We start from the raw sequence: 22,106 nt of genomic DNA on the forward strand, positions 1-22,106 counted from the left end.
ATAAGAAGCGAACAGCCATGCAAAATCATAAAAGCCAACCATTAGCCGATTTTATAGAATACCCTCAAGAGGAAATGCTGACGCGTGCGAATGAGTTTTTACAAACGAGTCAACGCCGTCATAGTATTCGCAGCTTTAGTAACCGCCCAGTGCCAAAAGAAATCATCGAAACCTGTATAAAAGCGGCAGGTACAGCACCTAGTGGCGCAAACCACCAGCCATGGCATTTTGTGGCCATTAATAGTGCAGATGTTAAAAAACAAATACGAGAGGCCGCTGAAAAGCTAGAGCGCTCATTTTATGAAGGTCGCGCAGGCGAAGAATGGCTTGATGCATTAAAACCCTTAGGCACCGATGCTAACAAACCCTATTTAGAGCACGCGCCATGGTTAATCGCGGTGTTTAGTCAAAAAAAGGGGGGTGTAAATACGGACGATAAAAACACCAATTACTATGTGCATGAATCGGTAGGCCTTGCCACTGGCTTTTTAATTCAAGCCTTGCACCGCGCAGGCCTTGCAACACTTACCCACACACCAAAACCGATGAGTTTTCTAACCGATATTTGTGGGCGTGATAAAGACAACGAACGCCCTTATATGTTACTTATTACCGGTTACCCAGATGAGCATGCAACAGTGCCGCTGCACGCCCTAGATAAAAAGTCGATTGATGAAATTGCGAGTTTTATTTAGTCGCTTTGACTTGGCATGTAATCAACAGCAAGTACATCACCCTCTTTTAGGCCTGCTATTACGTGTTGCTGGTTATTTATAATACTGCTTAAACGCACGAAACGTTTAACCAGCGTTTCGTTTTCAAGTACATACACCATATTGAGCTGACCAAATTCATGCACCCAACGTGGATCAATTAATACACCTTGGGTACTTTTTATTGGTAACTGTAGTTGAGCATAAAGGCCTGGCATTAAACCAAGTTGCGCATCGGCTTCTAAACGAATAAGCAAGCTGCGCGCCGCGTTATCTGCCACTGGTACAATTTCGCTCACCGTTGCGGGTGTTGTTATATCTAGAGAAGGTAATACCACATTTAAACTGTCCCCTACTCTTAATTTTACTGCTTGTTGTTCACGTACATTAAATTCAAGCTGTAACTGTAATGGGTTATACAAAGTAATCAGCGGTTTACCGGGTGTTGCAGTATCGCCAGGTTCAGTTAGACGCTCAACGACCACGCCCGAAATAGGGGCAGTAATACGCGTATAATTAAGCGATACCTGAGCTTGCGTTTGCTGTTGCTTAGCAACCGCTAAATTAGCGGTTAAGTTTTCAAACTTTGCTTTGGCGTCATCTAATTCACTAACAGATACTAATCCTTGCGCATTTAAATCAATCATTCTGGCTAGTTGCTTTTTAGCTTGCGTTAACGACGCTTGCACCGCATTAATATTTGCGCTGCTTTGCGCTAACGCCGCTTTAAAATCATCTTGCTTGAGCATAATAAGTAAATCTCCCTTAGCGACTTTATCGCCAGCACGTACTTTTAACTGCTCAACCTGCGCCATAACATGCGATGAAATTTGCGTATTTTGTTTTGCTATTACACTACCTGGTACCTGCTCAGTGCCTGCAATACTTTGCAGCGTTACCGTTACTCGCTCACCTTGATAGCTCGTTATTTGTGATTCTTTTAAGCCAGCAGCTTTCTTGTCAGAAAAGCTGCCTGCCATATAAAACACAGCCATAATAATGACAAATAACGCGGCAAATGTGCCTATAAGTTTTGATTTACCCTGCATGCGCTTTATCCTCTGTGCTTGCAAACACTAAATAATAAACAAGCGGTACTACAAATAATGAAAATAATGTAGACGCCACAATGCCAAAAATAATCGCAATCGCGAGCCCGCTAAATACCGGATCGAGTGTGATCACTAAGTTACCCAACAAAGTGGTACCTGCGGTTAGGAGCACAGGGCGCATTCGCACCGTACCCGCTGCAACAAGCGCCTCTTTAATTGCCATGCCTTGGCCGCGAGCTTGATTAATAAACTCAACCAAAATAAGTGAGTTACGCACCACGATACCTGCAAGGGCAATCATGCCTATCATCGCTGTGGCAGTAAATAATACCGGCTCTGGGGCACCTGCTATGGAGCGCTCACCAAACTGATTTAACAGCCAAAAACCTGGCATTATACCTATCACTGTTAACGGAATAGCCGACATGATAATCAGCGATAAACTCGCCGACTGTGTTTGTACCCGTAAAATTATAAATATGGCACTGAGCGCAAACGCAAAGGCAATGCCCATATCTCTAAATACATCAATGGTTATGCGCCATTCCCCCTCGCCGCTAAAGCTGACATGGGTTCCTTTTGGTAATTGCCATGGAGCAGTTCCGCCATTATTAAAAAAGTGACGACCTACCCACGATGTTTTAACAAACTCATCGTTTGATACATTTAAATCAGCATTCACATCAGCAATCACTTCCGCTGGTGTGCGCCCATTAAGCTCAGCCATAACATAAATCACGTCGCGCTGATCTTTACGAACAATCGTTTTAGCAACATGATGTTGTGTAAATTCACCGAGTTCTGAAAGCGATACTAACGGCCTTGGCGCACTGCTAAAACCAAACTCGTTACTGGTTTTAGCTAAATCTCTGTCGCCCCTTACCTGAAGTGCAAGTAATTGCGAAAGCTGATTTCGCTCGCTGTACGGTAGCTGTAATTTAATATCAACGGGCTCTGTTTCATTGCTCACATAAAGTACACCTACGTTTTCACCTTGAGAGGCAATACTGAGTGTTTGTGCAATATTTTGAGTTGAAACCGCACTGAGTGCGGCCTTGGTTTTATTGGTAACAAAACGTTGTAATGGCGAGGGTGCCACCATTGAGGTATCGACTTCAACTACATGAGGCTCTTGTTGTAAACGCGCAGCTAACTGCTGGGCAGCGTGAGAATGTGTTTGCTCATCAACAAAAGCATCCCGGTAAACCTCAGCAACTAAGGTACTCAGTACCGGCGGCCCTGGTGGTACTTCAACGACTTTTATTACAATGCCATCGGTTGCTAGCATCGCGAGCTGTTCGCGAAGGCGCATAACCACTCCATGGGATTGATGATCGCGCTCAGACTTATCCACTAACAATACCCTCAGCTCGGCGAGATTCGCTGCCTCACGGCGATAATAACCGCGCACCATACCATTAAAATCCATACTAGAGGGTTGGCCAACATAGGCCGCTATTTCACTTACTTCGTTTAATTGCCATGTGAGTGTTTGGATTTGTTTAGTAAATGCAGCTGTGCGCTCCAGATTAGTCCCCTCTGGCATATCTATCAGTACTTGCAGCTCATTTTTATTATCAAAAGGGAGTAGCTTTAAAGGCACCAAACGCATCACGGGTAACATGGCGCTAATAATAAATAATGCTAGGGTTAGCCACAAAACAAGTTTTGCTCGCCCCTTAGAAACCAATAATGGGCTTAATATTCTTTGATATGCACCAACTTTAGGAGCAAGCTCGGAGGGTTGTTCGTTATCAGGCTTGAGTAACTTCATCGCAAGCCAAGGGGTTACAAAAAATGCAACAATGGTAGAAACCATCACGCTAACCGGCACATTAAATGCCATAGGTGCCATGTACGGCCCCATCATTCCGGTGATAAATGCCAGTGGAATAAACGCCACCATTATAGTGAGTGTCGACATAAGCAAGGCATTTCGAATTTCGCTCATTGCACCAACAATCTGCTGTTTTTTATCGCCTTTTTTATTCAAAAAGCGGCTAATATTATCAATACCTGTGATTGGGTCATCTACCAGTAAACCCAAAGATAAAATAAGCGCAAATAAGGTCACCCGGTTAATGGTGTAACCAAATGCAAAATCTAATGAGAGTGTAATGCCATAACAAATAGGCACAGCCAGCCCTACCACAACCGCCGGACGCCAACCTAAAAACACCCCCACAAATATCACCACAGTAAAGACCGCAAAGACTAAACTTGAAGTGAGGTTATTTACTTTTTCATCGGCAGTTTGGCCATAATCTCTTAATACCGCATAGCTCACCTCAGTGGGTAATAGCGTGCGTGTTAGCTGCGTCATCATTTGATGAACATCGTTGGCGACGGCAACAGCGTTCGTGCCGGTTTGTTTTGCAACGCTTAGTGTTACCATTGGTAAATGCTGCTGGTTTGCCGATTGAGCAAGCCATTGGTAATGCTTAGCTTCACTTGGGCCATCAATAACGTTTGCAACATCAAGCAAGTAAACACTTTTGCCATTAACAACATTCACTACTAGCTGTTCTACAGCAGATTGACTTCGTAGAACATCACCTGCTTGCAATTCAATTTGCTGCTGACCATCAACCACACTGCCTACTTGCGTTAGTTGATTAGACACGCTTAATGCATAAAAAACGTCATTTACGGTTGTTTGGTGGGCAGCCAATGCGCTGGCATTTAAATTAATGGTGAGGGTTCGTTTACGACCAGCAATGACTTTTACTTCACTGGTGTGTTCAATACGCTGTAAACTGTTGGCTATTTCGTTAGCAAAGCGGGTTAACTCGTAATCACCATAAAGTTGTGGGTCTTTACTGTATAGCCCCAGCATAACAATAGGTACATCATCCACTTCAACGGGCCGTATTTGCCAACTTTTGATAACAGAAGCCATAGTATGTTGATAACTGTTAAGTTTTGCATAGGTATCTAAAATAGCTTGTTCGCGGTCATGGCCAACCTCAAAGCGAAGTGTAACCACTGCGGCATTCGTTTGTGTAGTGGAATAAATATGTTCCACACCGCCAAGTTGGGCAAGTAGCTTTTCAAGTGGCTGGGTAACCAATCTGGCTACCTCTGGAGCTTCTACGTTGGGCGCCGATACGTATATATCGAGCATAGGCACCACTATTTGTGGTTCTTCTTCTCGCGCTGTTTGTTGTAAAGCAAATAAGCCAAACAAAATCGACAACACAAAAATAATAACCGGAATACGGCCACTTAAGCTGCTTTTTACTGCGTTATCAATCATGCTCATAACTTTTAGCCCTTGCAAAACAGTCCATATAATGTGCCTAACAAATGCACGGCATTTTGATCAATCACGCGGTAATAGATAGTTTGGCTTTCGCGGCGAGTAGCCACTACATTGGCTTTGCGCAGTGCCGCTAGGTGCTGTGATAACGCAGACTGCGCTAGCGGTACGGCTTCGTTAAGCTGCGACACACTCATTTCGGTATCTTGTAATGAGCATAAAATCATTAGTCGATTTTTATTCGCTAATATTTTTAATAGCTGCTCAGCTTGATCTACATTAGTCGCCATCGCTGTAAAGTCAATTTTCATACTATGCTCTTATTCTAAAATATGCACTTAGTATAAATTGCTAGATAAGAAATGTCTAATATTAGAATTTACTAATTTAATAATATCTAATATAGTAGCTCTGTACTCAATCAAATAAGTGGCCTACTATTATGAAACTCAATAACGCACTTCGTCTTATCGCTGGCATCATGATTGTTGTATCAATCCTTTTGCAAACGTATCACGATCCGAAGTGGATATACTTTACCGCTTTTATCGCTGTAAACTTAATCCAATCAGCTTTTACTAGCTGGTGCCCAATGATCACTCTATTACGCAAACTTGGCTTTAAGGAATAATCACCATGCTTACATCTATCCCCGATTTACTAAAAATTATTACGCCTAATCAACGTCGTATCGACGCCGAACAAGCTAAACAGGAGATCAGTGAAAACAAAGGATTACTCATTGATGTGCGTGAACCGGCTGAACATGCAACCAAAGCCGCTACCGGCGCAATTAATATTCCGCGCGGCTTACTTGAAATGAAGTTAATGGAAATAGAAAAAGACGCAGCACGCCCTATTTACTTACATTGCGCTAGTGGTGCGCGTGCAACACTAAGTGCTGAAGCACTGACACGCGTAGGTTATGAAAACGTCACAGTTATTACCTGTAAAGCAGAAGCTGTTTGTCAGGCATTTTAAAGGCCAAAAATTAAATCTCTCGGCGATCAACCGATCGCCGAAAATTAATGTATACCTGCGCCTTACTTCCTCTCATCCAACAAGTTGACTAACATTTGCTCGATATTTTTTACGCTGTAGGTAAGCGAGCGGATGAGCTCTACTTGGCTTTGTGGTTCATCGTTATTAGATTGGGCTGGCTGATCTGCAGTGAGGTTATCTTTTTGAGTTAAAATGGCTTCACGAAATTCACTGGCATTAACTACCCCAAGTAACGATACTAATGCACCGTGACCAGACTGCCCTGCAGTTTCAAAGCTTAAGCGGTATAAACCAAATAGTCGCATTAATGGCCCCTGACTTAATCCCACATCAGTGATTTTTTCAAGCGGAATCGATTTTTCTTCTTTAAACAAAATACCACGTTTAACCACTAGCTTGCGCTCTAGTAAATCGGCCGACATAGCTGCTAATACTCGCCCTGCGACTAGCCACACCAAAAGCAATACAACGGGTAAAAGCACAATAGTTACAACTGGAAAAAGGCTAAATATTGCAGCTAAACACATCCAGTACTGTTTGACTTTGTTATCAAAAGTGGCACTTTTTAAAATTATATTAGACATCGTTTTATCACTTTTAAATTATAGTTTTTTTAAGTTACATTAATTACCAACTGTACGCAATTCAATCACTTTGATAGTTAAAATCCTATTACCACTTTGATCGCAAGCGCAATAAATACCATACCTAATAGTCTATCTAACCACACATTTTGCTTGGTAAAGCCAAAGCGCTTTTTAGACACATCAGTGAGTAAAGCCACCAATAAATACCACCCAGTATCTATTACAAAAACGGTTAAGCACATAATAATACCGATGTTTAATGTAAGGTTTTCTGGATCGATAAACTGCGAAAATAGCGCCAAAAAGAAAATTGCCAACTTAGGATTTAAAAATGCAATCGCAAAACCATCTTGTAACGCCTTAGAACTGCTCACTGCACTTTTTTGAACTTGCAGCTCGCTGTCGTTAGGTTTTGAAAATAGTATTTTCAAACCTAAATACGCTAAATAGGCTGCCCCTAAGTACACTAAAAATTGATACACAGTAGGAAACTGCAACATCAATGCGCCTAATCCCAATAATGAGGCCGCTGCATATAAGCCAACCCCAAAACCATGGCTTAACGCTGCCAGCATGCCATTTTTCATCCCGCCATTTAAGCTATGCTTTAATACCACAGCTAAACTAGGCCCTGGCGACATTGCGCCCATCATGCATACCAGTGCTAAGCTAAACCATAATGATAATGCCATTAGTAACCCTTATATTTCTTCATTTTCAATAAGTAATGCATAACCATGCACTTGCCCATAAAAGCCTGTCAATGGCACTGCGTTTATTACTTTCCAGCCGTCTTGGTTTAATTCCTGTATGCGATCATTTAGTGCGACTATATCTACCCCACCCAAAAAACGGGCCTTTCTGAATTCGATTACTTTTTGCATTTTAATCCTTATTGAACTTATAACATGTATTCAAAATCGTAATGGTGAATCCCTTGCTCAATCCGTATTTTCATACTGCCGGTTAATCCTGCGAGCTCATCAGTGCCTGAGTCGGGTACCACTTTTAAAATCAAGCTATCTTGGCCTTTATCCATGGTGCCAAAATGCTGCAGTACAAAACCACCTTGCAAACCATCAAGTTCGCCTATTACTTGTTCAATAGCCACATAACCGGCACTGCCTTGGGTGGGGGTCATGGCGCTGAGCATTTCACCTTGGCTAGTTGCGGTTAGGCCACCAGTAAATTGTTTATCAATCGACATACGACCTAAATTAACGCCTTGCTGCCCGTGTGCATACCCCTCTATAGGCGCTAATGAAACGGTAAACTCGCCTGTTACCTGTTTAGTTGTCATAATTTTTCCTTATTGATGATTTTTAATACTATTGATTTTTAATTTATTGATGCCATATCTATACCTTAATCATCAATAAGAATCTACTATGCCTACAGACAAGCCTGCTTCAGATAAAGCCGCCTTTAGCGCTTTATTCCCTATATTCAATTTTATTAAGCCTTATAAATGGGTAGTTTTAGGGGCTTTAGTGGCGTTACTTGCCACCGCAGGAGTTAACTTATCGCTAGGGCAAGGCGTTAAATTTGTGATTGATCATGGCTTTATTGCCGGCTCGCAAGCGCAATTACAACAAGCTGTGTTGGTATTAATTGGTTTGATCAGTTTATTGGCAGTGGGTACATTCAGCCGATTTTATTTAATGTCGTGGATTGGCGAACGAGTCAGTAACGACATTCGAAAAGCCGTGTTTAATCGTATTGTTACCTTGCACCCGAGTTACTTTGAAGAAAATCGTAGCGGCGAGCTGATGTCGCGTTTAACCACCGACACCACATTATTACAATCTATTATTGGCTCGTCATTTTCTATGGCACTGCGAAGCGCGCTAATGTTAGTCGGTGGTTTAATTATGCTGCTTGTTACTAATTTAAAGCTTACCTTGGTCGTTGTGGCCTGCGTCCCTTTAGTACTGGTGCCTATGATAGTGTTTGGTAAAAAGGTGCGCAAACTCGCCAGTTCTAGCCAAGATGCTATTGCCGATATAAGCACCTACGCGGGTGAGATCATTCAAAACATAAAAGTGGTACAAAGTTATAGCCACGAACATCAAGAACAATCTGCTTTTGCGCTTGAAACCGAAAAGGCCTTTAATGTGGCTAAAAGCCGAATTAAACAACGTTCGTTTTTAATTGCAGCTGTTATTTTTCTTACCTTTAGTGCTATTAGTGCCATGCTCTGGGTAGGCGGTAGTGATGTGTTAGCAGGCACTATGACGGGCGGTGAACTCGGTGCTTTTGTGTTTTATGCCATTATGGTGGCCATGTCGGTAGCGACCGTTGCAGAGGTTTATGGTGAACTACAGCGCGCCGCAGGAGCCGCAGCAAGATTGCTCGAACTGCTCGCCGTTGAAAGTAAAATACAAAACCCCGAAATTCCACAAGATGATGAGTTACATGCAACAACCAGCAACAGTGCAATTTCACTTGAAGGTATTAGTTTTAATTACCCTTCTCGCCCAGATGTAAGCGCATTAAATAATATCAGCTTAAATATTGAAACAGGTAAAACTGTGGCTATTGTTGGCCCTTCCGGTGCGGGTAAAACTACCTTATTTGAACTATTGCAGCGCTTTTACGATCCAGCCAGCGGAGCGATTAAGTTTCATAATATAGATATTAAACAGTTGTCGTTAAACACCTTACGCAACAAAATGGGCATGGTGGCACAAAACCCGATTTTATTTAGCTCTGATGTCATGCATAACATTCGCTATGGCAACCCAAGCGCCAGTGACGAGCAAGTTTATGCGGCCGCCAAACATGCACATGCTGATGAATTTATAAAACAGTTACCACAAGGCTATAACAGCTTTTTAGGTGAGCAAGGTGTTAGGCTTTCGGGTGGGCAAAAGCAGCGTATTGTACTTGCCCGCGCCATTTTAAAAGATCCCGAAATACTGCTACTCGATGAAGCTACCAGCGCACTTGATGCGCAAAGCGAGCATCATGTTCAGGCCGCACTTGAGCACTTAATGCAAAATAGAACAACGCTGATTATTGCCCATAGACTAGCCACGGTAAAACACGCCGATATGATTGTGGTAATGGAAAATGGCGAAATAAAAGCCACAGGCACTCATCAGCAATTAATGGCAAGCAACCCTTTGTATCAAAAGCTATGTGAATTACAGTTTAATCTAGATTGATTGCAATTTAGTCGCTACTTTTTATCAAGCCATTTATTCATTGCGGTATCGTAAGCCTCAGTTAGCTTGGTTTTATCGCACTTTGCACCAACAATATAACTATCTGGCAAGTCATTTTTTGGCATAACTCCAGCACCAACGGATACCTTTTTAAAACAGCTATCACCTCGTCGGTAAGTGGTAAATTGCATATTTTGCTGCTCTATTTTTAATAGCGGCTTCACCTTCCCTGCATGCTCTTTTGGGACGGTAATGCGCTTTTTCTGAGGGTCATTCTTTGCAGTATCAGAATAGCCAGTTTGTTGCTGTAAAATACTATTGAGCCCTTTTTTCAGGTCGATCTTTTTATAAGACGTTGCGGTTACAGGGTGGGTGTTTATGGAGGTGGTACTTACCGGCTCAGTCGTCTCCTTTGTTTTTTTATTAGTCGCATTTAGTGGTTTTGATTGGGTTGCATTAACAGGCTTGGTTGGGGTTATTTCTGTATTAACATTTTTATTAGCGCTTTGCTGAGTGGCTTGTTGCGTTACTTTAGTTTTGGCAGGCACATTCACCATATACGCTTTAATTGGCGTTAATTGCGGCTGTTTAATTTTAGGGGCTTTTAAGGTAGTTAAAAAAAACAAAACTAACCCATGTAAACATACCGATAAAATAATTGCTGTACGCCAATTTGTCATAAACATGTCCCTATGAAGAACTCCTTATGACAACTAACTTATTTAAAAGTGCCCTTTAAATAAGTACACAAACCGCGCGCAAACGCGGTTTGTAACTACAAAAGCTAACCTTGAGTGTTTGGTACAATTTGAATTTCTACTCGGCGATTTTGCGCACGACCATTCGCTGTGTCGTTAGTCGCTATTGGGCGTGATTCGCCATAGCCACTCGTGCTTACTCGTGCCGCCATAATTTGCTGGTTCACTAAGTAGTTTTTTACACTTTGTGCACGCTGCTCTGAAAGAGTCATGTTGTAACTGTCTTTGCCCGTGCTGTCGGTGTGACCTTCAACACTTAAGTAGGTTTTTTCGTATTTATTCATTACACTTGCTATCGCATTTAGAGTGTCATGAAAGCCCGATGAAATATAAGATTGATCAGTCGCAAACGTAATATTAGAGGGCATCACTAAGCGTAAGTTATCGCCTTCACGAACCACTTCAACTCCCGAACCCGCTAACTCATCACGAAAAGCAGCTTCTTGTTTATCCATGTAATCACCTACAGCAGCACCCGCTAGCGCACCAATAGCTGCACCAATAAAAATACGCTTATCTTTATGATTACCTGTAGCTTTACCTAAAATACCACCCGCGGCTGCACCAATAGCGGCACCTTTACCTGTGTTATTCATTTCACAGCCAGAAAGTAATACAGCAACGACAGTGACACTTAAAAGTGATTTAGTTAACATCATGGTAATTTCCTATTCATTTAGAATTTATTATTGCGATTATGCAAATATATGTATGAACCAACAATGAAGAATAACGTATAAGCGTTGATATTGCCTATCAAATAAGGAAGTAGTGATAGCGTTTCATAATAATGTCATACTTGTTTGTGACAATTTTATGATTTATCAAAAGGCGATGGACACTATGTTAATTGCGATTTTTAGGCAGTTTTTTTTGCTTGGCTGCATGAGCTTTGGCGGCCCTGCCGCGCATTTAGGTTACTTTAAGCACCACTTTGTTGATTCGCTTCGCTGGTTAAGTACAGCGCGTTACGCGCAGCTAATTAGCTTAAGTCAAGCTCTGCCAGGCCCTGGTTCAAGTCAGGTTAGCTTTGCTATTGGCGTAGAACGTGCGGGTGTACTCGGTGGTATCGCTGCGTTTATAGGCTTTACCCTGCCTTCGTTTTTGATCATGGTGCTAATTGCAATAAGTGCACATCAGTTTGATGCTGTTTATTTTGCTATTATTGCAGGTTTGAAACTATTTGCCGTGGTTATTGTTGCTGATGCGACCCTTAGTATGGCGAAGAGCTTTTGCACCAGTGCGGTACTTAAACTTCTGGCAATAATGAGTACTTTAGCACTGATTTTATTTCCTATGTTGGGCACTCAAATCGCCATTTTAGTAACCGCTGCCATTATCGGTGCTTTATGGCCTTTACTTAACTTAGCTAAATCTACAGAAAATGTTAGCAGAGAAAAAACCAACATCAATTGGATTGCTCTTGGCTTATTTGCACTACTACTTGCCATCAGCTTTATCCCACTTGGCGAAAACGCTGCGTTATTCGCGCCTTTTTACCAAGCAGGTGCCATGGTATTTGGTGGTGGACACGTTGTATTACCTGTTTTGCAAGCGGGAGTTCCAACGCTGAGTAATGATCAATTCTTAACTGCGTACGCCAGTGCCCAAGCCGTTCCTGGCCCAATGTTTACTATAGCCACCTACTTGGGGGCACAATTGAACTCTGCACAACCATTAGTGGGTGCGCTAATCGCAACATTATTGATATTTTCACCCGGTTTTTTACTGATGCTGGCGTTTCAAAAAAGCTGGATAAACTTGGCCAGTAATCCTCGCTTTGCCAGCTCAATTGCAGCGCTTAATGCTGCTGTAGTTGGCTTTTTGGCAGCTGCATTATATTCACCCATTTGGACTTCTGCCGTAAGCAATATTTGGCAAATTGCATTAGTGATTGCTGCGTTTGCATGGTTACGTATTAAAAAGCCACCTATTTGGTGGCTATTGTTATTGTTTATTGGTGTTAGCCTTGGACAGCATTATTGGGCACTTTAATGCTGGGTTTACCTGCCATATTGACCCCGTCAGCTGGGCTTAATTGCCCACTGACACTTTGATAAGCGCGCAGCCCAAACACAGGTAATACGGCCAGTAAATGGTCCATAATTTCAGCTTGTAAGTGCTCGTACGATATCCAACGTTTGTCTTCACTGAAGCAGTAAAACTCAATCGGTAAGCCATGATTAAGCGGTTGTAGTTCACGCACCATAAGTGTGAGCGAGGTATTGATTTTACTGTGTTGTTTTAAGTAACCCTCTGCATAGCGACGAAATAGCCCTAAGTTCGACACCGGATCGGGAAGTGTGCCTAGTCGAATATATTCTTGCAGTGGTATAGCCGCTTCTATTTGCGCTTTAAAATCGTCATCAACTAAAAAGATGCTGTTCATATCTATGTTTAAAGAACGCTTGATGCGTCGCCCACCAGATTCTTGCATACCGCGCCAATTTTTAAATGAACCGGCCACCAGCATATAAGTAGGGATGGTCGTTATGGTGTTATCCCAGTTACGCACTTTTACAGTATTAAGCCCTAAATCAATTACTTCGCCATCGGCGCCGTAGTTATCTACTTGGATCCAATCTCCATAGGTCACTAAACGATTAGCGGCAATTTGAATGCTGGCGACAAAACCTAATATGGTGTCTTTAAATACTAATAAAGTAACAGCGGCAATAGCACCAAAACCAGAGAGAATATAAGTCGGCGATTTTTCAAGCACAATACTAACAATTAATATTGAACACACAATAAAGGTGATCAGCTTAACCACTTGAATTAACCCTTGAATAGGTACTTCGCGAGCAAAATCTAATTGGTTATAAATAGCGCCAGCAATGCTCACTATGCTGCTAATAATAAAACCAATATAAATAATTAATAATGCTTGGCCAATGGTTTTAAGGATCTCTTGAGCAATTGCATTAACTGGATAAACACTATCAAATGTGGCTAAAAAAAGTACACAACATAACAAGCAAGCAATTCGTTTATTCAGCTTAGTTAACATAGGTGACAATGAACCAATACGCTCAGGAGAGAGTTTAGTCACCACCTTTTGAATACCCGGTAACATTAAGCGACGAGTAAATAAGTAAACAAATAATAATGAAAGAATGCCAATTGATGAGGCGGTGATTGCACTGAGAAAAAAAGCATCGGGGACTTTTTCAAACCAAGGAGTAATTAGCTCCTGTAGGTGTGTTTTGCTCATGGTATTTCAATTTCCTTACTAGGTGTTAATTCAGTACTAGCTTGTTGAATATGAATAGCGCTTAATTGCTTATCTTTTACTGTCCATAAGTTATTTAAGTATTGCTGAAACTGGCCCCTGAATGCCTTATCGGTTTGGTAACTGCCAATCATCTGTGTATTTATTGGCATAACCTCAATAGTAATATGAATAGACTCCAACTCGCCTTTTAAAATATTACGACACACATGATCTGACTGACCGCTATACACTAAACTGGTGTTAAGCATAGCGTCAAACTGCTCGTTTAAAACCTCTAAGGCAAAAGCAGTTCCACCAGCCTTAGGTTTTAATAAATGCTGAAAAGGACTTTGTTGATGCTGGTGCTTTTGCGCAGTAAAACGCGTACCTTCTACAAAGTTAACTATGGTTGTAGGATGATGACGAAAGTTACGGCAACTGCGCTTAGTACGCTCGACATCTAAGCCTTTTAAATTCGGATTTTTAGCCAATTGCGCTTTGGTCACTCGTTTCATAAAGGGCATACCCATCGCCCACGCACCAGTGCCAATAAATGGCACGTATTTAAGCTCATCTTTTAAAAAAAACTTAGGGGCTGGCAATGCATCCAACGAGCTCAATACCGCAATATCAAGCCAGCTAATATGATTACTGATTAGCAAATACCAACTGTTGGCGTTTACCTCCCCACTAATATTAACTTTAATATTATTACAGCCTAACCACAGCCCTAAGCGGTTACCTTTGCACCACCCTTTATACGCACTGTGTAATAATTTACTCACTACAGGTATGGGCAGCACTAATTTAATTAACCCTAGGGTAAGCACTAATGCGCCAAATATTATTAAATTAGCAAATAAAACACAGCCAACAATTAAGCCATTTAACCAATTAGGTAACCATTTTTTTAGCATAACTGTCAGCTCATTTTGTTATTTTTGTTTGAGATTAACCAACGTCTGGTTTTTTTCTTCCCACACGCGATTTAATTCACTTTGAAAACGTACTCTAAAGTCAGGATCATTAGTGTAATCACCAATTAAGTCGTCACTAACGCCTTTTACTTCAACATGTACATCAATGTGTTTTACTTTACCGGCTGCAAAATCCATAAAGGTAGGAATGCCCTCAGGGTAATGAATAGTGACATTTACCACTTTAGAAATTTGCTCACCCATGGCTTGCATTACAAACGCCACACCACCCGCTTTCGGTTTAAGTAAGTGAGGAAACGGGCTATTTTGACGCGCATGCTTTTGCGCTGTAAAACGCGTCCCTTCAACAAAGTTAACCACACTGACTGGCATTTCTTTAAATTTTTCACAGGCTTTACGGGTGGTTTCTAAATCTTTACCACGCAATTTAGGATTCTTTTTTAATTGGCTTTTACTGGTACGGGTCATAAAAGGAAAGTCGAGTGCCCACCAACACAAACCTAAAACAGGTACGTAAATAAGCTCTTTTTTCAAAAAGAAGTTCAAAAAAGGTATTTTTCGGTTAAACACCCGCTGTAACACTAAAATATCCACCCAGCTTTGGTGGTTAGCAATGACTAGGTACCAATCTTTTAATTTAAGCTCTTCAAGGCCAATAACATTAAGTTTAGTTGGCGTCAATAACGTTTGATTTAACGTGTTGAAGGTCACCCAAATAGAGGCACATTGCTTGGCCGTCCAGCTCATTAATTTTTGTAGTGGTTTGATTGGGATTAACTTAACGATGCCACAAATAAAAATAGGCACAAACCAAAAAAGAGTGTTTATTGTATAAAAGAAAATACTAAATACACTGCGAATAACTGACATTACTTCTATTCCTTTAAACATCGCGCAGCCACTAAGACCGCGCTTAACTATGCAACTAAATTAATCTTCAAAATAGGTGTAGCCCTCAAGCCCTGCATTGAGCTCGGCTAGGTACCCTTCTTTACAGTGTTCTGATACATCAAGTTTATTAATTTGAGTGGCAAAGTTATCAGCTAATAACTCGCTATCATAATCAACAAATTTTAATACATCCTTAACGCTGTCTCCTTTAATGGCATTGGTTAATACATATCCCTGCTCATTAAGCTCAACATGGACTGAGTCGGTATCACCAAATAGGTTATGTAAGTCACCTAAAATCTCTTGGTATGCCCCCACCATAAACATGGCAATATGATACTGCTGACCTTGTGTATATTCAGGGATAGGTAAACTAGTTTCAATACCTGCACCTTCAACGTACTCACGTATTTGCCCGTCAGAATCACAAGTAATGTCTTGGATAATCGCGCGCTGAGTAAGCGGCTGCGTTAGATTTTCGATGGGCATGACCGGAAATAACTGCTGAATACCCCATACATCAGGTAATGACTGAAACAATGAAAAATTCACAAACAGTTTATCGGCTAGCTTTTCGTTTAAATCATCCAGCACTTCGCGATGAGCGCGTGCGTTAACGCTTAACGATGCACGAACTCGGTGTAAAATCGTAAAGTAAAGCTGCTCTATTTTCGCCCACTCTAGCATGCTCACTAAACCATGCACGTATTGATCGTGTGCTTCGCTAAATAAGTGCATAGCATCATGATATATTTCAAGTGCCATACGTGGGTTCAAACGTTGTAAGCATTGCCACATTTCATCTAGCACTAATGCGCTGTTTTCCAATGGCGGTTCTGGGTTTAAATGATTCGGTGCTTTTTCTACATCAATGACATCGGTGATCAACACTGCATGATGAGCCGTTAATGCACGGCCAGATTCTGTAATAATAGCAGGGTGCGTTAAGTTATGCTGATCGCACACATCGGCAAATGCATTCACTACATTACGCGCGTACTCTTCGACTGTGTAGTTCATTGAGCAGGCACTGCGTGAGCCAGAGCCTTCGTAGTCAACGCCAAGCCCGCCACCCACATCAACCGTATTTAGCGGTACACCGTATTGAGTTAATTCAGCAAAATGGCGAGCACATTCGCGCAAGGCACGATGGATATCACGAATATTGGCGATTTGAGAACCAATATGAAAATGCACCATTTGCATTAAATGCAACTTGCTATGTTGCTTAAGTACTTCCACTGCACTGAGTACTTGTCCTGCGGTTAAACCAAACTTACCTTTTTCACCACCGGTATTTTGCCATTTACCTTTGCCAACCGAATTTAAGCGAATACGAATTCCAATAGCCGGTTCAATGCCTAAATTATCAATTTCTTCAAGCAATGTGGTTAGCTCTGAGAGTTTTTCAACCACAATTTTAACGCTGTGTCCCATTGCTTGACCAATACAGGCTAAACGTAAAAACTCGCTGTCTTTGTAGCCGTTACATACAATAGTAATAGGCTCTTTCGCCACCCCTAAAATGGCCATTAGTTCAGGTTTAGAACCAGCTTCAAGTCCCACTAGGCCACTTGGGTGAGCTAATAACTTACTCACAACAGAGCGCTGTTGGTTTACTTTGATAGGATAAACACAGGTGTATTTGCCGTTATATTCGCGGTTAGTGCGCGCTTGAGTAAAGGCATTGGTGAGCGTATCTACACGATTTTTTAAAATATCAGTAAAGCGCACCAGTACGGGCAATGTTAACCCTTGCTGCTTAAATTGCTCAGTAAGCTGACTTAAAGAAATGGCAGGTTTTGTTTGGTCGCCATCAGGATAGGCTATCAACTCACCTTGTGCGTTAATATCAAAATAACCATCGCTCCAATGAGCAACATTGTATGTAGCACGTGCTGTTTCTAAACCCCAAGTCATGGCAACTCTTCTTTATTAAATTAGGTGTAAAGGGGCATTTTAATACGTCACTATCTGCTAAGCTAACAAAAATTGAACTTTCCCCTCTTTATAGCTAACTTTATTCGCTAAAGAGAGTAAAATTTGATTGAGCAATAGGCCAAGCACTGGCAGAATTGCCTCCTTTTTTTCATACTCAACCAAAAGTGTAACAACAACTATGGCAAATTTAGATCAAAGTAAGTGGTTTACTGAAATTAGCGACCGCGATGGCAGCGCATTTTCATTACGTATTAACAAAAAGTTAGATGAAAAACAGTCTCCTTTTCAAAAAGTAGAAATGTTTGAAACCACAGACTTTGGTAATTTAATGATCATTGATGGTTGTACTATGGTAAGTAGCCGTGAAAACTTTTTTTACCACGAAATGATCAGCCACCCAGCATTACTGGCGCATCCAAACCCAAAAAACGTAGTTATTATTGGTGGCGGCGATTGCGGTACGTTACGTGAAGTGCTCAAGCACCCAAGCGTAAAAACTGTAACTCAAATAGATATTGACGAAGTGGTTACCCAAATGTCGTTAAAGTACTTCCCAGAGTTATGTGAATCAAATAATGACCCACGTGCTACTGTGATGTTTGACGATGGCATTAAATACATGCGCGAAGCAGCTGGTGAGTCTATTGATGTAGTGATTGTTGATGGTACTGATCCGGTAGGCCCAGGTGAAGGTTTATTTAACCATGCGTTTTATACTAGCTGTTTAAACGCACTTCGCCCTGGTGGAATACTGGTACAACAAAGTGAATCGCCATTAATGCATATGCCACTGTTGGTTGAAATGCGCGAAGCTATGCTAAGTGTTGGTTTTAACGATTTACAAACACTCCCATTCCCACAACCTATTTACCCAAGTGGGTTATGGTCAGTGACGCTAGCTCGCAAATCTGAGGCATTTAATGGCTTTAGAGAAGACGGCGCAGCAACAATTGCACAGCATAGTGAATACTACAATGGCGGCATTCATCACGGTGCACTCGCAACACCTAATTACATGAAACGCGCTTTTGATAAAAAATAATAAGTTATAAATATAAAACAGGGCTCGCTAGAGCCCTTTTTTATGTGTTTAATTACACTGAATACGTTTGCAGTCATCTCGTAATAACCCCACCTTCACTTTATGCTCATAGTCTACAATTTGACATAAAGGACACACAATGAGATTACCTTTACTGCTAGTTGCTTTACTTTCAAGCAGCGCTTTTGCAAAAGAAGCCATGCTGGAATCGCCTGATCAAAAAATTAAAATCACCATATCTGATCAATCTTCATCTCCTTACTATTCTATTAGCTTTAACGGTAAACCTGTTATTACGCAGTCACATTTAGGTTTTAGATTTAAAAGCCAAGCGCCATTTGATGAAGGTTTTGTTATTAGTGAAGTAACTCGCTCACAAACAGATAGTCAATGGCAGCAACCTTGGGGAGAGCGTCAAACCGTTGTCGACAAGCACAATGAAATTGCCGTTACCTTTAATAAACCCGCACCCCACGGTGGCACATACACAGTGCGATTTAAAGCCTTTGATAGCGGTGTGGGATTTCGCTATGAAGTCCCTAAACAAGCCGGTTTTGAAAAAACAGAAATTACTAAAGAGCTGACCGAGTTTGCCATCGCCGGTGCCGATAAAGCCACTGCATGGTGGATACCTGCTCGCGGTTGGAATCGTTACGAATATGTCTACAACACCACAGCCTTACAAGATGCTGCACTCGCTCACACCCCTTTTACTTTTAAAAATGGCAACGGCGTGCATGTCAGTATTCATGAAGCAGCCCTAGTCGATTATGCGGGCATGGTGCTTAACCAACGTCGCCCAGGCACTTTTAGCGCCGATTTAACGCCATGGTCAGATGGTATAGCAGTCAAAAAGCACGGTGCATTTAATACGCCTTGGCGCACCATTCAAATTGGCGAACATGCGGTAGACTTAGTTAATTCAGATATTATTTTAAATCTAAATGAGCCAAATAAGCTCGGTGATGTGTCCTGGGTTAAACCAGGCAAATACGTAGGTATTTGGTGGGGCATGCACATCAATGAGAATACTTGGGGTAGTGGCGAAAAACACGGTGCTACCACAAAAAATACTAAATACTACATGGACTTTGCCGCAAAATACGGCTTTGATGGTGTATTAGTTGAAGGTTGGAACACTGGTTGGGATGGCGACTGGTTTTTTAATGGCGATGTATTTAGCTTTACCCAAGCATATGATGACTTTGATATTGAGGAGCTTACCCGCTACGGTAAGCAAAAAGGGGTGCAGTTAATTGGCCACCATGAAACTTCAGGTAACGTAACAAATTATCGTAATCAAATGGAAGACGCTTTTGCGCTTTACGAGCAATCAAATGTAAGCCAAATTAAAACCGGTTATGTGGCCGATGGTGGCAATATTAAACGCATTGATGAAAACGGCATTGCCCGTTTTGAGTGGCATGACGGCCAATTTATGGTTAATGAGTACTTATACAACGTTAAGCTAGCTGCAAAACATAAAATAAGTATTAATACTCATGAGCCAATAAAAGACACCGGCCTTCGCCGTACTTACCCTAATTGGATTGCTCGTGAAGGCGCTCGCGGCCAAGAATTTAACGCATGGGGCACGCCACCCAATCCACCAGAGCACATTCCAATGCTTGCTTTTACGCGTATGCTGGCAGGCCCAATGGACTTTACGCCAGGTATTTTTGATATGAGCTTTAATGGCTTAGGTGGCGATACAAATCGCCCGCAAACAACACTTGCAAAGCAATTAGCACTTTATGTTGTAATGTACAGCCCAATTCAAATGGCGGCTGATTTACCTAAAAATTATTTAGCTAAGCCCGATGCTTTTCAATTTATTCAAGACGTACCGACCGATTGGCAACAAAGTATTGCGCTTGATGGAGAAGTAGGCGACTTTATTGTATTTGCACGAAAAGAACGTAAACGCGATCATTACACTGGTAATGACTGGTACTTAGGCGCTGTAACTGATGAAAACGCCCGCACCATTGAGGTTAAACTCGACTTCTTAGATAAAGATAAACAGTTTGAAGCGCAAATCTACAAAGATGGTGATAAGGCAGAGTGGAAGAACAACCCTTACGATTTAAAAATCGAAAAACGCACTGTTACCGCAAATGATAAACTCACACTAAAATTGGCCACCAGTGGTGGTACAGCCATTCGTTTTAAAGCACTATAAAATGGTTAAAGCTATCCGCATATAACGGCGGATAGCTTTATTTAGTTTTGATTAACCACTTTAACCGGTAAATATATTTGCGCACTTAAACCACCTTCAGGGCGATTAGAGAGCACAACCTTGCCATTATGCATGTCTATAATGCGTTTAATAATAGCTAAGCCTAAACCACTGCCTTCACTGCCTCGTGCAGCGTCACCTTGCTTAAATGGTTCGAACACTGATTCTAATTCACTCTCAGGAATACCTGGGCCATTATCGTTAACCGCAATAATGACGTACTTTTTATTGCTATTAAAATAACTTTGCACCTCAATATCCCCTTGCGAGTAACGCAGTGCATTTTCAATCATATTCGTCACTACTCGCTTAATAGCCACTGAGCTTATGGGAATATTACCTAGGTTAGGATTGCTTTCAAACGTAATAACACGTTGATGCTTTAATTCACTTTGTACGACTTCGGCTACTAACGCATTGATATCTTCATAGCTTTGTTCTTCACGTTTATGATGGCGTAAATATTCAATAAACTGATCAATAATGCCATTCATATCTTCAATATCGTAAATAATACCTTCGCGTAAATAATCATCTTCATCAACCATCATTTCTGTGGCTAACCGAATACGGGTAAGCGGTGTGCGTAAGTCGTGAGAGACACCGGCCATGAGTAATCGACGATCATTTTCAAGGGCTGCTATACCTCGCGACATTTGGTTAAAAGCGCGCGTTACCTCAATAACTTCGCTTGAGCCTTGTTCTTGTAACTTAGTACTAAAATCACCAACGCCTACTTTTATTGCCGCTTGTTGCAGTGCTTTTAATGGTCGGTTCAAATGCCTTGCAAATAACCACCCGCCTAATACACTTAAAAAGCCTATACTGGATAAGTAAAAAGTTAAAAATTCAAGATTACTTTCTTTAAATCCGGTTAAGGGGACTTTAACCCAATAGCCCGGTGCTTGCGGGGCTTCCACCCAATAAATAAGTGGATCGGTTTGACTAATGCGTACCCGAGAAAACCCATTCAACTGCTCTGACATACTTCGCGATAGCCCTGAATACTCACGACTTTGCCCTAAGCCATTGCGCATCGCTTCACGCTGAGTCATCACCTCAATACCGGTTATTGCAAAAAACTTTTCTGAAACTTCATCGGTTACTTCAACACCATCTTCCCAGTCAATAAATACAGTTTTAATTTGCTTAGCAAGCATCAAATTAACTTGCTCAATGGTGGGTTTAACAACATATAAACTTACTGTGACGTAGGATACAATTTGGTTAATCAGCAACAAAGCTGCTACTAAAAAAACAGTTTGCCCAAACGCACTACGTGGAAACATCCCCATAATTA

21 protein-coding genes are annotated in these 22,106 nt (G+C 41.5%); 7 read left to right on the forward strand and 14 right to left on the reverse strand.

Features of this window, described 5'->3' with window-relative positions; translation table 11 throughout:
- Positions 1-17 precede the first annotated feature (17 nt).
- Positions 18-695 (forward strand): nitroreductase family protein, encoded by a 678-nt coding sequence (locus tag QL984_RS09315; protein WP_013466082.1) that lies wholly within the window; start codon positions 18-20, stop codon positions 693-695.
- On the opposite strand, the gene QL984_RS09320 is transcribed toward QL984_RS09315, so the two are convergent.
- Genes QL984_RS09320 through QL984_RS09330 form a run of 3 tightly spaced genes read right to left on the reverse strand, consistent with a single transcriptional unit; the run spans position 692 to position 5,335 of the window.
- Positions 692-1,762: an efflux RND transporter periplasmic adaptor subunit gene (locus QL984_RS09320; protein WP_128583458.1), complete on the reverse strand. Its 1,071-nt coding sequence runs from the start codon at positions 1,760-1,762 to the stop codon at positions 692-694. The two genes, QL984_RS09315 and QL984_RS09320, sit on opposite strands and share 4 nt — an antisense overlap.
- On the reverse strand, positions 1,752-5,027 hold the full coding sequence (locus QL984_RS09325; protein WP_036957123.1) for an efflux RND transporter permease subunit: 3,276 nt from the start codon (positions 5,025-5,027) through the stop codon (positions 1,752-1,754). Before QL984_RS09325 ends, QL984_RS09320 begins: the two co-directional genes overlap by 11 nt.
- A 5-nt stretch (positions 5,028-5,032) precedes the next feature.
- Positions 5,033-5,335 carry a metalloregulator ArsR/SmtB family transcription factor gene (locus tag QL984_RS09330; protein ID WP_008467273.1) on the reverse strand — a complete coding sequence of 101 codons (303 nt, stop codon included), beginning with the start codon at positions 5,333-5,335 and terminating at the stop codon, positions 5,033-5,035.
- Positions 5,336-5,466: 131 nt separating this feature from the next.
- On the opposite strand from QL984_RS09330, the gene QL984_RS09335 reads away from it, so the two are divergent.
- Together QL984_RS09335 and QL984_RS09340 are read left to right on the forward strand one after the other, a co-directional pair.
- Positions 5,467-5,655 (forward strand): DUF2892 domain-containing protein, encoded by a 189-nt coding sequence (locus QL984_RS09335; protein WP_008467276.1) that lies wholly within the window; start codon positions 5,467-5,469, stop codon positions 5,653-5,655.
- A 5-nt stretch (positions 5,656-5,660) separates the two neighbouring features.
- Positions 5,661-6,005 (forward strand): rhodanese-like domain-containing protein, encoded by a 345-nt coding sequence (locus QL984_RS09340; protein WP_008467278.1) that lies wholly within the window; start codon positions 5,661-5,663, stop codon positions 6,003-6,005.
- Positions 6,006-6,067: 62 nt separating this feature from the next.
- On the opposite strand, the gene QL984_RS09345 is transcribed toward QL984_RS09340, so the two are convergent.
- From QL984_RS09345 to QL984_RS09360, 4 genes are all read right to left on the reverse strand, one after another.
- Positions 6,068-6,610, reverse strand: a complete 543-nt coding sequence (locus QL984_RS09345; RefSeq protein ID WP_036957097.1) for a PH domain-containing protein — start codon at positions 6,608-6,610, stop codon at positions 6,068-6,070.
- Positions 6,611-6,687: 77 nt separating this feature from the next.
- Entirely contained in the window at positions 6,688-7,305 is a 618-nt protein-coding gene (locus QL984_RS09350; RefSeq protein WP_013466086.1) for a LysE family translocator, read from the reverse strand.
- A gap of 9 nt (positions 7,306-7,314) precedes the next feature.
- A complete protein-coding gene (locus QL984_RS09355) occupies positions 7,315-7,497 on the reverse strand; it encodes a hypothetical protein (protein WP_008109493.1) in 183 nt (60 codons plus the stop codon).
- 17 nt (positions 7,498-7,514) lie between these two features.
- Entirely contained in the window at positions 7,515-7,913 is a 399-nt protein-coding gene (locus QL984_RS09360) for a DUF3224 domain-containing protein (protein ID WP_013466088.1), read from the reverse strand.
- 88 nt (positions 7,914-8,001) lie between these two features.
- Here QL984_RS09360 and QL984_RS09365 point away from each other — a divergent pair, with 88 nt between their 5' ends.
- Positions 8,002-9,780, forward strand: coding sequence for an ABC transporter transmembrane domain-containing protein (locus QL984_RS09365; RefSeq protein ID WP_036957096.1), 1,779 nt, complete (start codon positions 8,002-8,004; stop codon positions 9,778-9,780).
- Positions 9,781-9,794: 14 nt separating this feature from the next.
- Here QL984_RS09365 and QL984_RS09370 read toward each other — a convergent pair whose 3' ends face one another.
- On the reverse strand, positions 9,795-10,460 hold the full coding sequence (locus QL984_RS09370) for a hypothetical protein (protein ID WP_036957095.1): 666 nt from the start codon (positions 10,458-10,460) through the stop codon (positions 9,795-9,797).
- 104 nt (positions 10,461-10,564) lie between these two features.
- On the reverse strand, positions 10,565-11,197 hold the full coding sequence (locus tag QL984_RS09375) for an OmpA family protein (RefSeq protein ID WP_016899327.1): 633 nt from the start codon (positions 11,195-11,197) through the stop codon (positions 10,565-10,567).
- Positions 11,198-11,381: 184 nt separating this feature from the next.
- On the opposite strand from QL984_RS09375, the gene chrA reads away from it, so the two are divergent.
- Entirely contained in the window at positions 11,382-12,533 is a 1,152-nt protein-coding gene (gene chrA, locus QL984_RS09380) for a chromate efflux transporter (RefSeq protein ID WP_138764168.1), read from the forward strand.
- On the opposite strand, the gene QL984_RS09385 is transcribed toward chrA, so the two are convergent.
- The 4 genes from QL984_RS09385 to speA are packed head-to-tail and all read right to left on the reverse strand — an operon-like array spanning position 12,502 to position 17,501.
- Entirely contained in the window at positions 12,502-13,752 is a 1,251-nt protein-coding gene (locus tag QL984_RS09385) for a mechanosensitive ion channel family protein (RefSeq protein ID WP_138764169.1), read from the reverse strand. The two genes, chrA and QL984_RS09385, sit on opposite strands and share 32 nt — an antisense overlap.
- Positions 13,749-14,669, reverse strand: coding sequence for an acetyltransferase (locus QL984_RS09390; RefSeq protein ID WP_138764170.1), 921 nt, complete (start codon positions 14,667-14,669; stop codon positions 13,749-13,751). The genes QL984_RS09385 and QL984_RS09390 overlap by 4 nt, the downstream gene beginning before the upstream one ends.
- A gap of 18 nt (positions 14,670-14,687) precedes the next feature.
- Positions 14,688-15,560, reverse strand: coding sequence for an acyltransferase (locus QL984_RS09395; protein ID WP_008109502.1), 873 nt, complete (start codon positions 15,558-15,560; stop codon positions 14,688-14,690).
- Positions 15,561-15,620: 60 nt separating this feature from the next.
- Positions 15,621-17,501 (reverse strand): biosynthetic arginine decarboxylase, encoded by a 1,881-nt coding sequence (gene speA, locus QL984_RS09400; protein WP_013466095.1) that lies wholly within the window; start codon positions 17,499-17,501, stop codon positions 15,621-15,623.
- A 199-nt stretch (positions 17,502-17,700) separates the two neighbouring features.
- Between speA and speE the strand changes: the two genes are divergently transcribed.
- Together speE and QL984_RS09410 are read left to right on the forward strand one after the other, a co-directional pair.
- On the forward strand, positions 17,701-18,564 hold the full coding sequence (speE, locus tag QL984_RS09405) for a polyamine aminopropyltransferase (RefSeq protein WP_290172533.1): 864 nt from the start codon (positions 17,701-17,703) through the stop codon (positions 18,562-18,564).
- A gap of 139 nt (positions 18,565-18,703) precedes the next feature.
- Entirely contained in the window at positions 18,704-20,746 is a 2,043-nt protein-coding gene (locus tag QL984_RS09410) for a glycoside hydrolase family 97 protein (protein ID WP_016899330.1), read from the forward strand.
- A gap of 41 nt (positions 20,747-20,787) precedes the next feature.
- Here the strand turns inward: QL984_RS09410 and envZ are convergent, their stop codons facing one another.
- Positions 20,788-22,101 carry a two-component system sensor histidine kinase EnvZ gene (gene envZ, locus QL984_RS09415; protein ID WP_016899331.1) on the reverse strand — a complete coding sequence of 438 codons (1,314 nt, stop codon included), beginning with the start codon at positions 22,099-22,101 and terminating at the stop codon, positions 20,788-20,790.
- Positions 22,102-22,106 lie beyond the last annotated feature (5 nt).

It is taken from the genome of Pseudoalteromonas sp. APC 3495 (assembly GCF_030407645.1).
Taxonomy (GTDB): domain Bacteria; phylum Pseudomonadota; class Gammaproteobacteria; order Enterobacterales; family Alteromonadaceae; genus Pseudoalteromonas; species Pseudoalteromonas tetraodonis.

Coding starts and splice junctions, on each gene's coding strand:
- QL984_RS09340 (WP_008467278.1), top strand. CDS start 5,661: ATGCTTACATCTATCCCCGATTTACTAAAAATTATTACGCCTAATCAA.
- QL984_RS09365 (WP_036957096.1), top strand. CDS start 8,002: ATGCCTACAGACAAGCCTGCTTCAGATAAAGCCGCCTTTAGCGCTTTA.
- QL984_RS09345 (WP_036957097.1), bottom strand. CDS start 6,610: ATGTCTAATATAATTTTAAAAAGTGCCACTTTTGATAACAAAGTCAAA.
- QL984_RS09385 (WP_138764169.1), bottom strand. CDS start 13,752: ATGAGCAAAACACACCTACAGGAGCTAATTACTCCTTGGTTTGAAAAA.
- QL984_RS09360 (WP_013466088.1), bottom strand. CDS start 7,913: ATGACAACTAAACAGGTAACAGGCGAGTTTACCGTTTCATTAGCGCCT.
- QL984_RS09325 (WP_036957123.1), bottom strand. CDS start 5,027: ATGAGCATGATTGATAACGCAGTAAAAAGCAGCTTAAGTGGCCGTATT.
- QL984_RS09375 (WP_016899327.1), bottom strand. CDS start 11,197: ATGATGTTAACTAAATCACTTTTAAGTGTCACTGTCGTTGCTGTATTA.
- QL984_RS09330 (WP_008467273.1), bottom strand. CDS start 5,335: ATGAAAATTGACTTTACAGCGATGGCGACTAATGTAGATCAAGCTGAG.
- QL984_RS09390 (WP_138764170.1), bottom strand. CDS start 14,669: ATGCTAAAAAAATGGTTACCTAATTGGTTAAATGGCTTAATTGTTGGC.
- QL984_RS09335 (WP_008467276.1), top strand. CDS start 5,467: ATGAAACTCAATAACGCACTTCGTCTTATCGCTGGCATCATGATTGTT.
- speA (WP_013466095.1), bottom strand. CDS start 17,501: ATGACTTGGGGTTTAGAAACAGCACGTGCTACATACAATGTTGCTCAT.
- QL984_RS09315 (WP_013466082.1), top strand. CDS start 18: ATGCAAAATCATAAAAGCCAACCATTAGCCGATTTTATAGAATACCCT.
- QL984_RS09355 (WP_008109493.1), bottom strand. CDS start 7,497: ATGCAAAAAGTAATCGAATTCAGAAAGGCCCGTTTTTTGGGTGGGGTA.
- envZ (WP_016899331.1), bottom strand. CDS start 22,101: ATGGGGATGTTTCCACGTAGTGCGTTTGGGCAAACTGTTTTTTTAGTA.
- speE (WP_290172533.1), top strand. CDS start 17,701: ATGGCAAATTTAGATCAAAGTAAGTGGTTTACTGAAATTAGCGACCGC.
- QL984_RS09410 (WP_016899330.1), top strand. CDS start 18,704: ATGAGATTACCTTTACTGCTAGTTGCTTTACTTTCAAGCAGCGCTTTT.
- QL984_RS09395 (WP_008109502.1), bottom strand. CDS start 15,560: ATGTCAGTTATTCGCAGTGTATTTAGTATTTTCTTTTATACAATAAAC.
- QL984_RS09370 (WP_036957095.1), bottom strand. CDS start 10,460: ATGACAAATTGGCGTACAGCAATTATTTTATCGGTATGTTTACATGGG.
- QL984_RS09350 (WP_013466086.1), bottom strand. CDS start 7,305: ATGGCATTATCATTATGGTTTAGCTTAGCACTGGTATGCATGATGGGC.
- QL984_RS09320 (WP_128583458.1), bottom strand. CDS start 1,762: ATGCAGGGTAAATCAAAACTTATAGGCACATTTGCCGCGTTATTTGTC.
- chrA (WP_138764168.1), top strand. CDS start 11,382: ATGTTAATTGCGATTTTTAGGCAGTTTTTTTTGCTTGGCTGCATGAGC.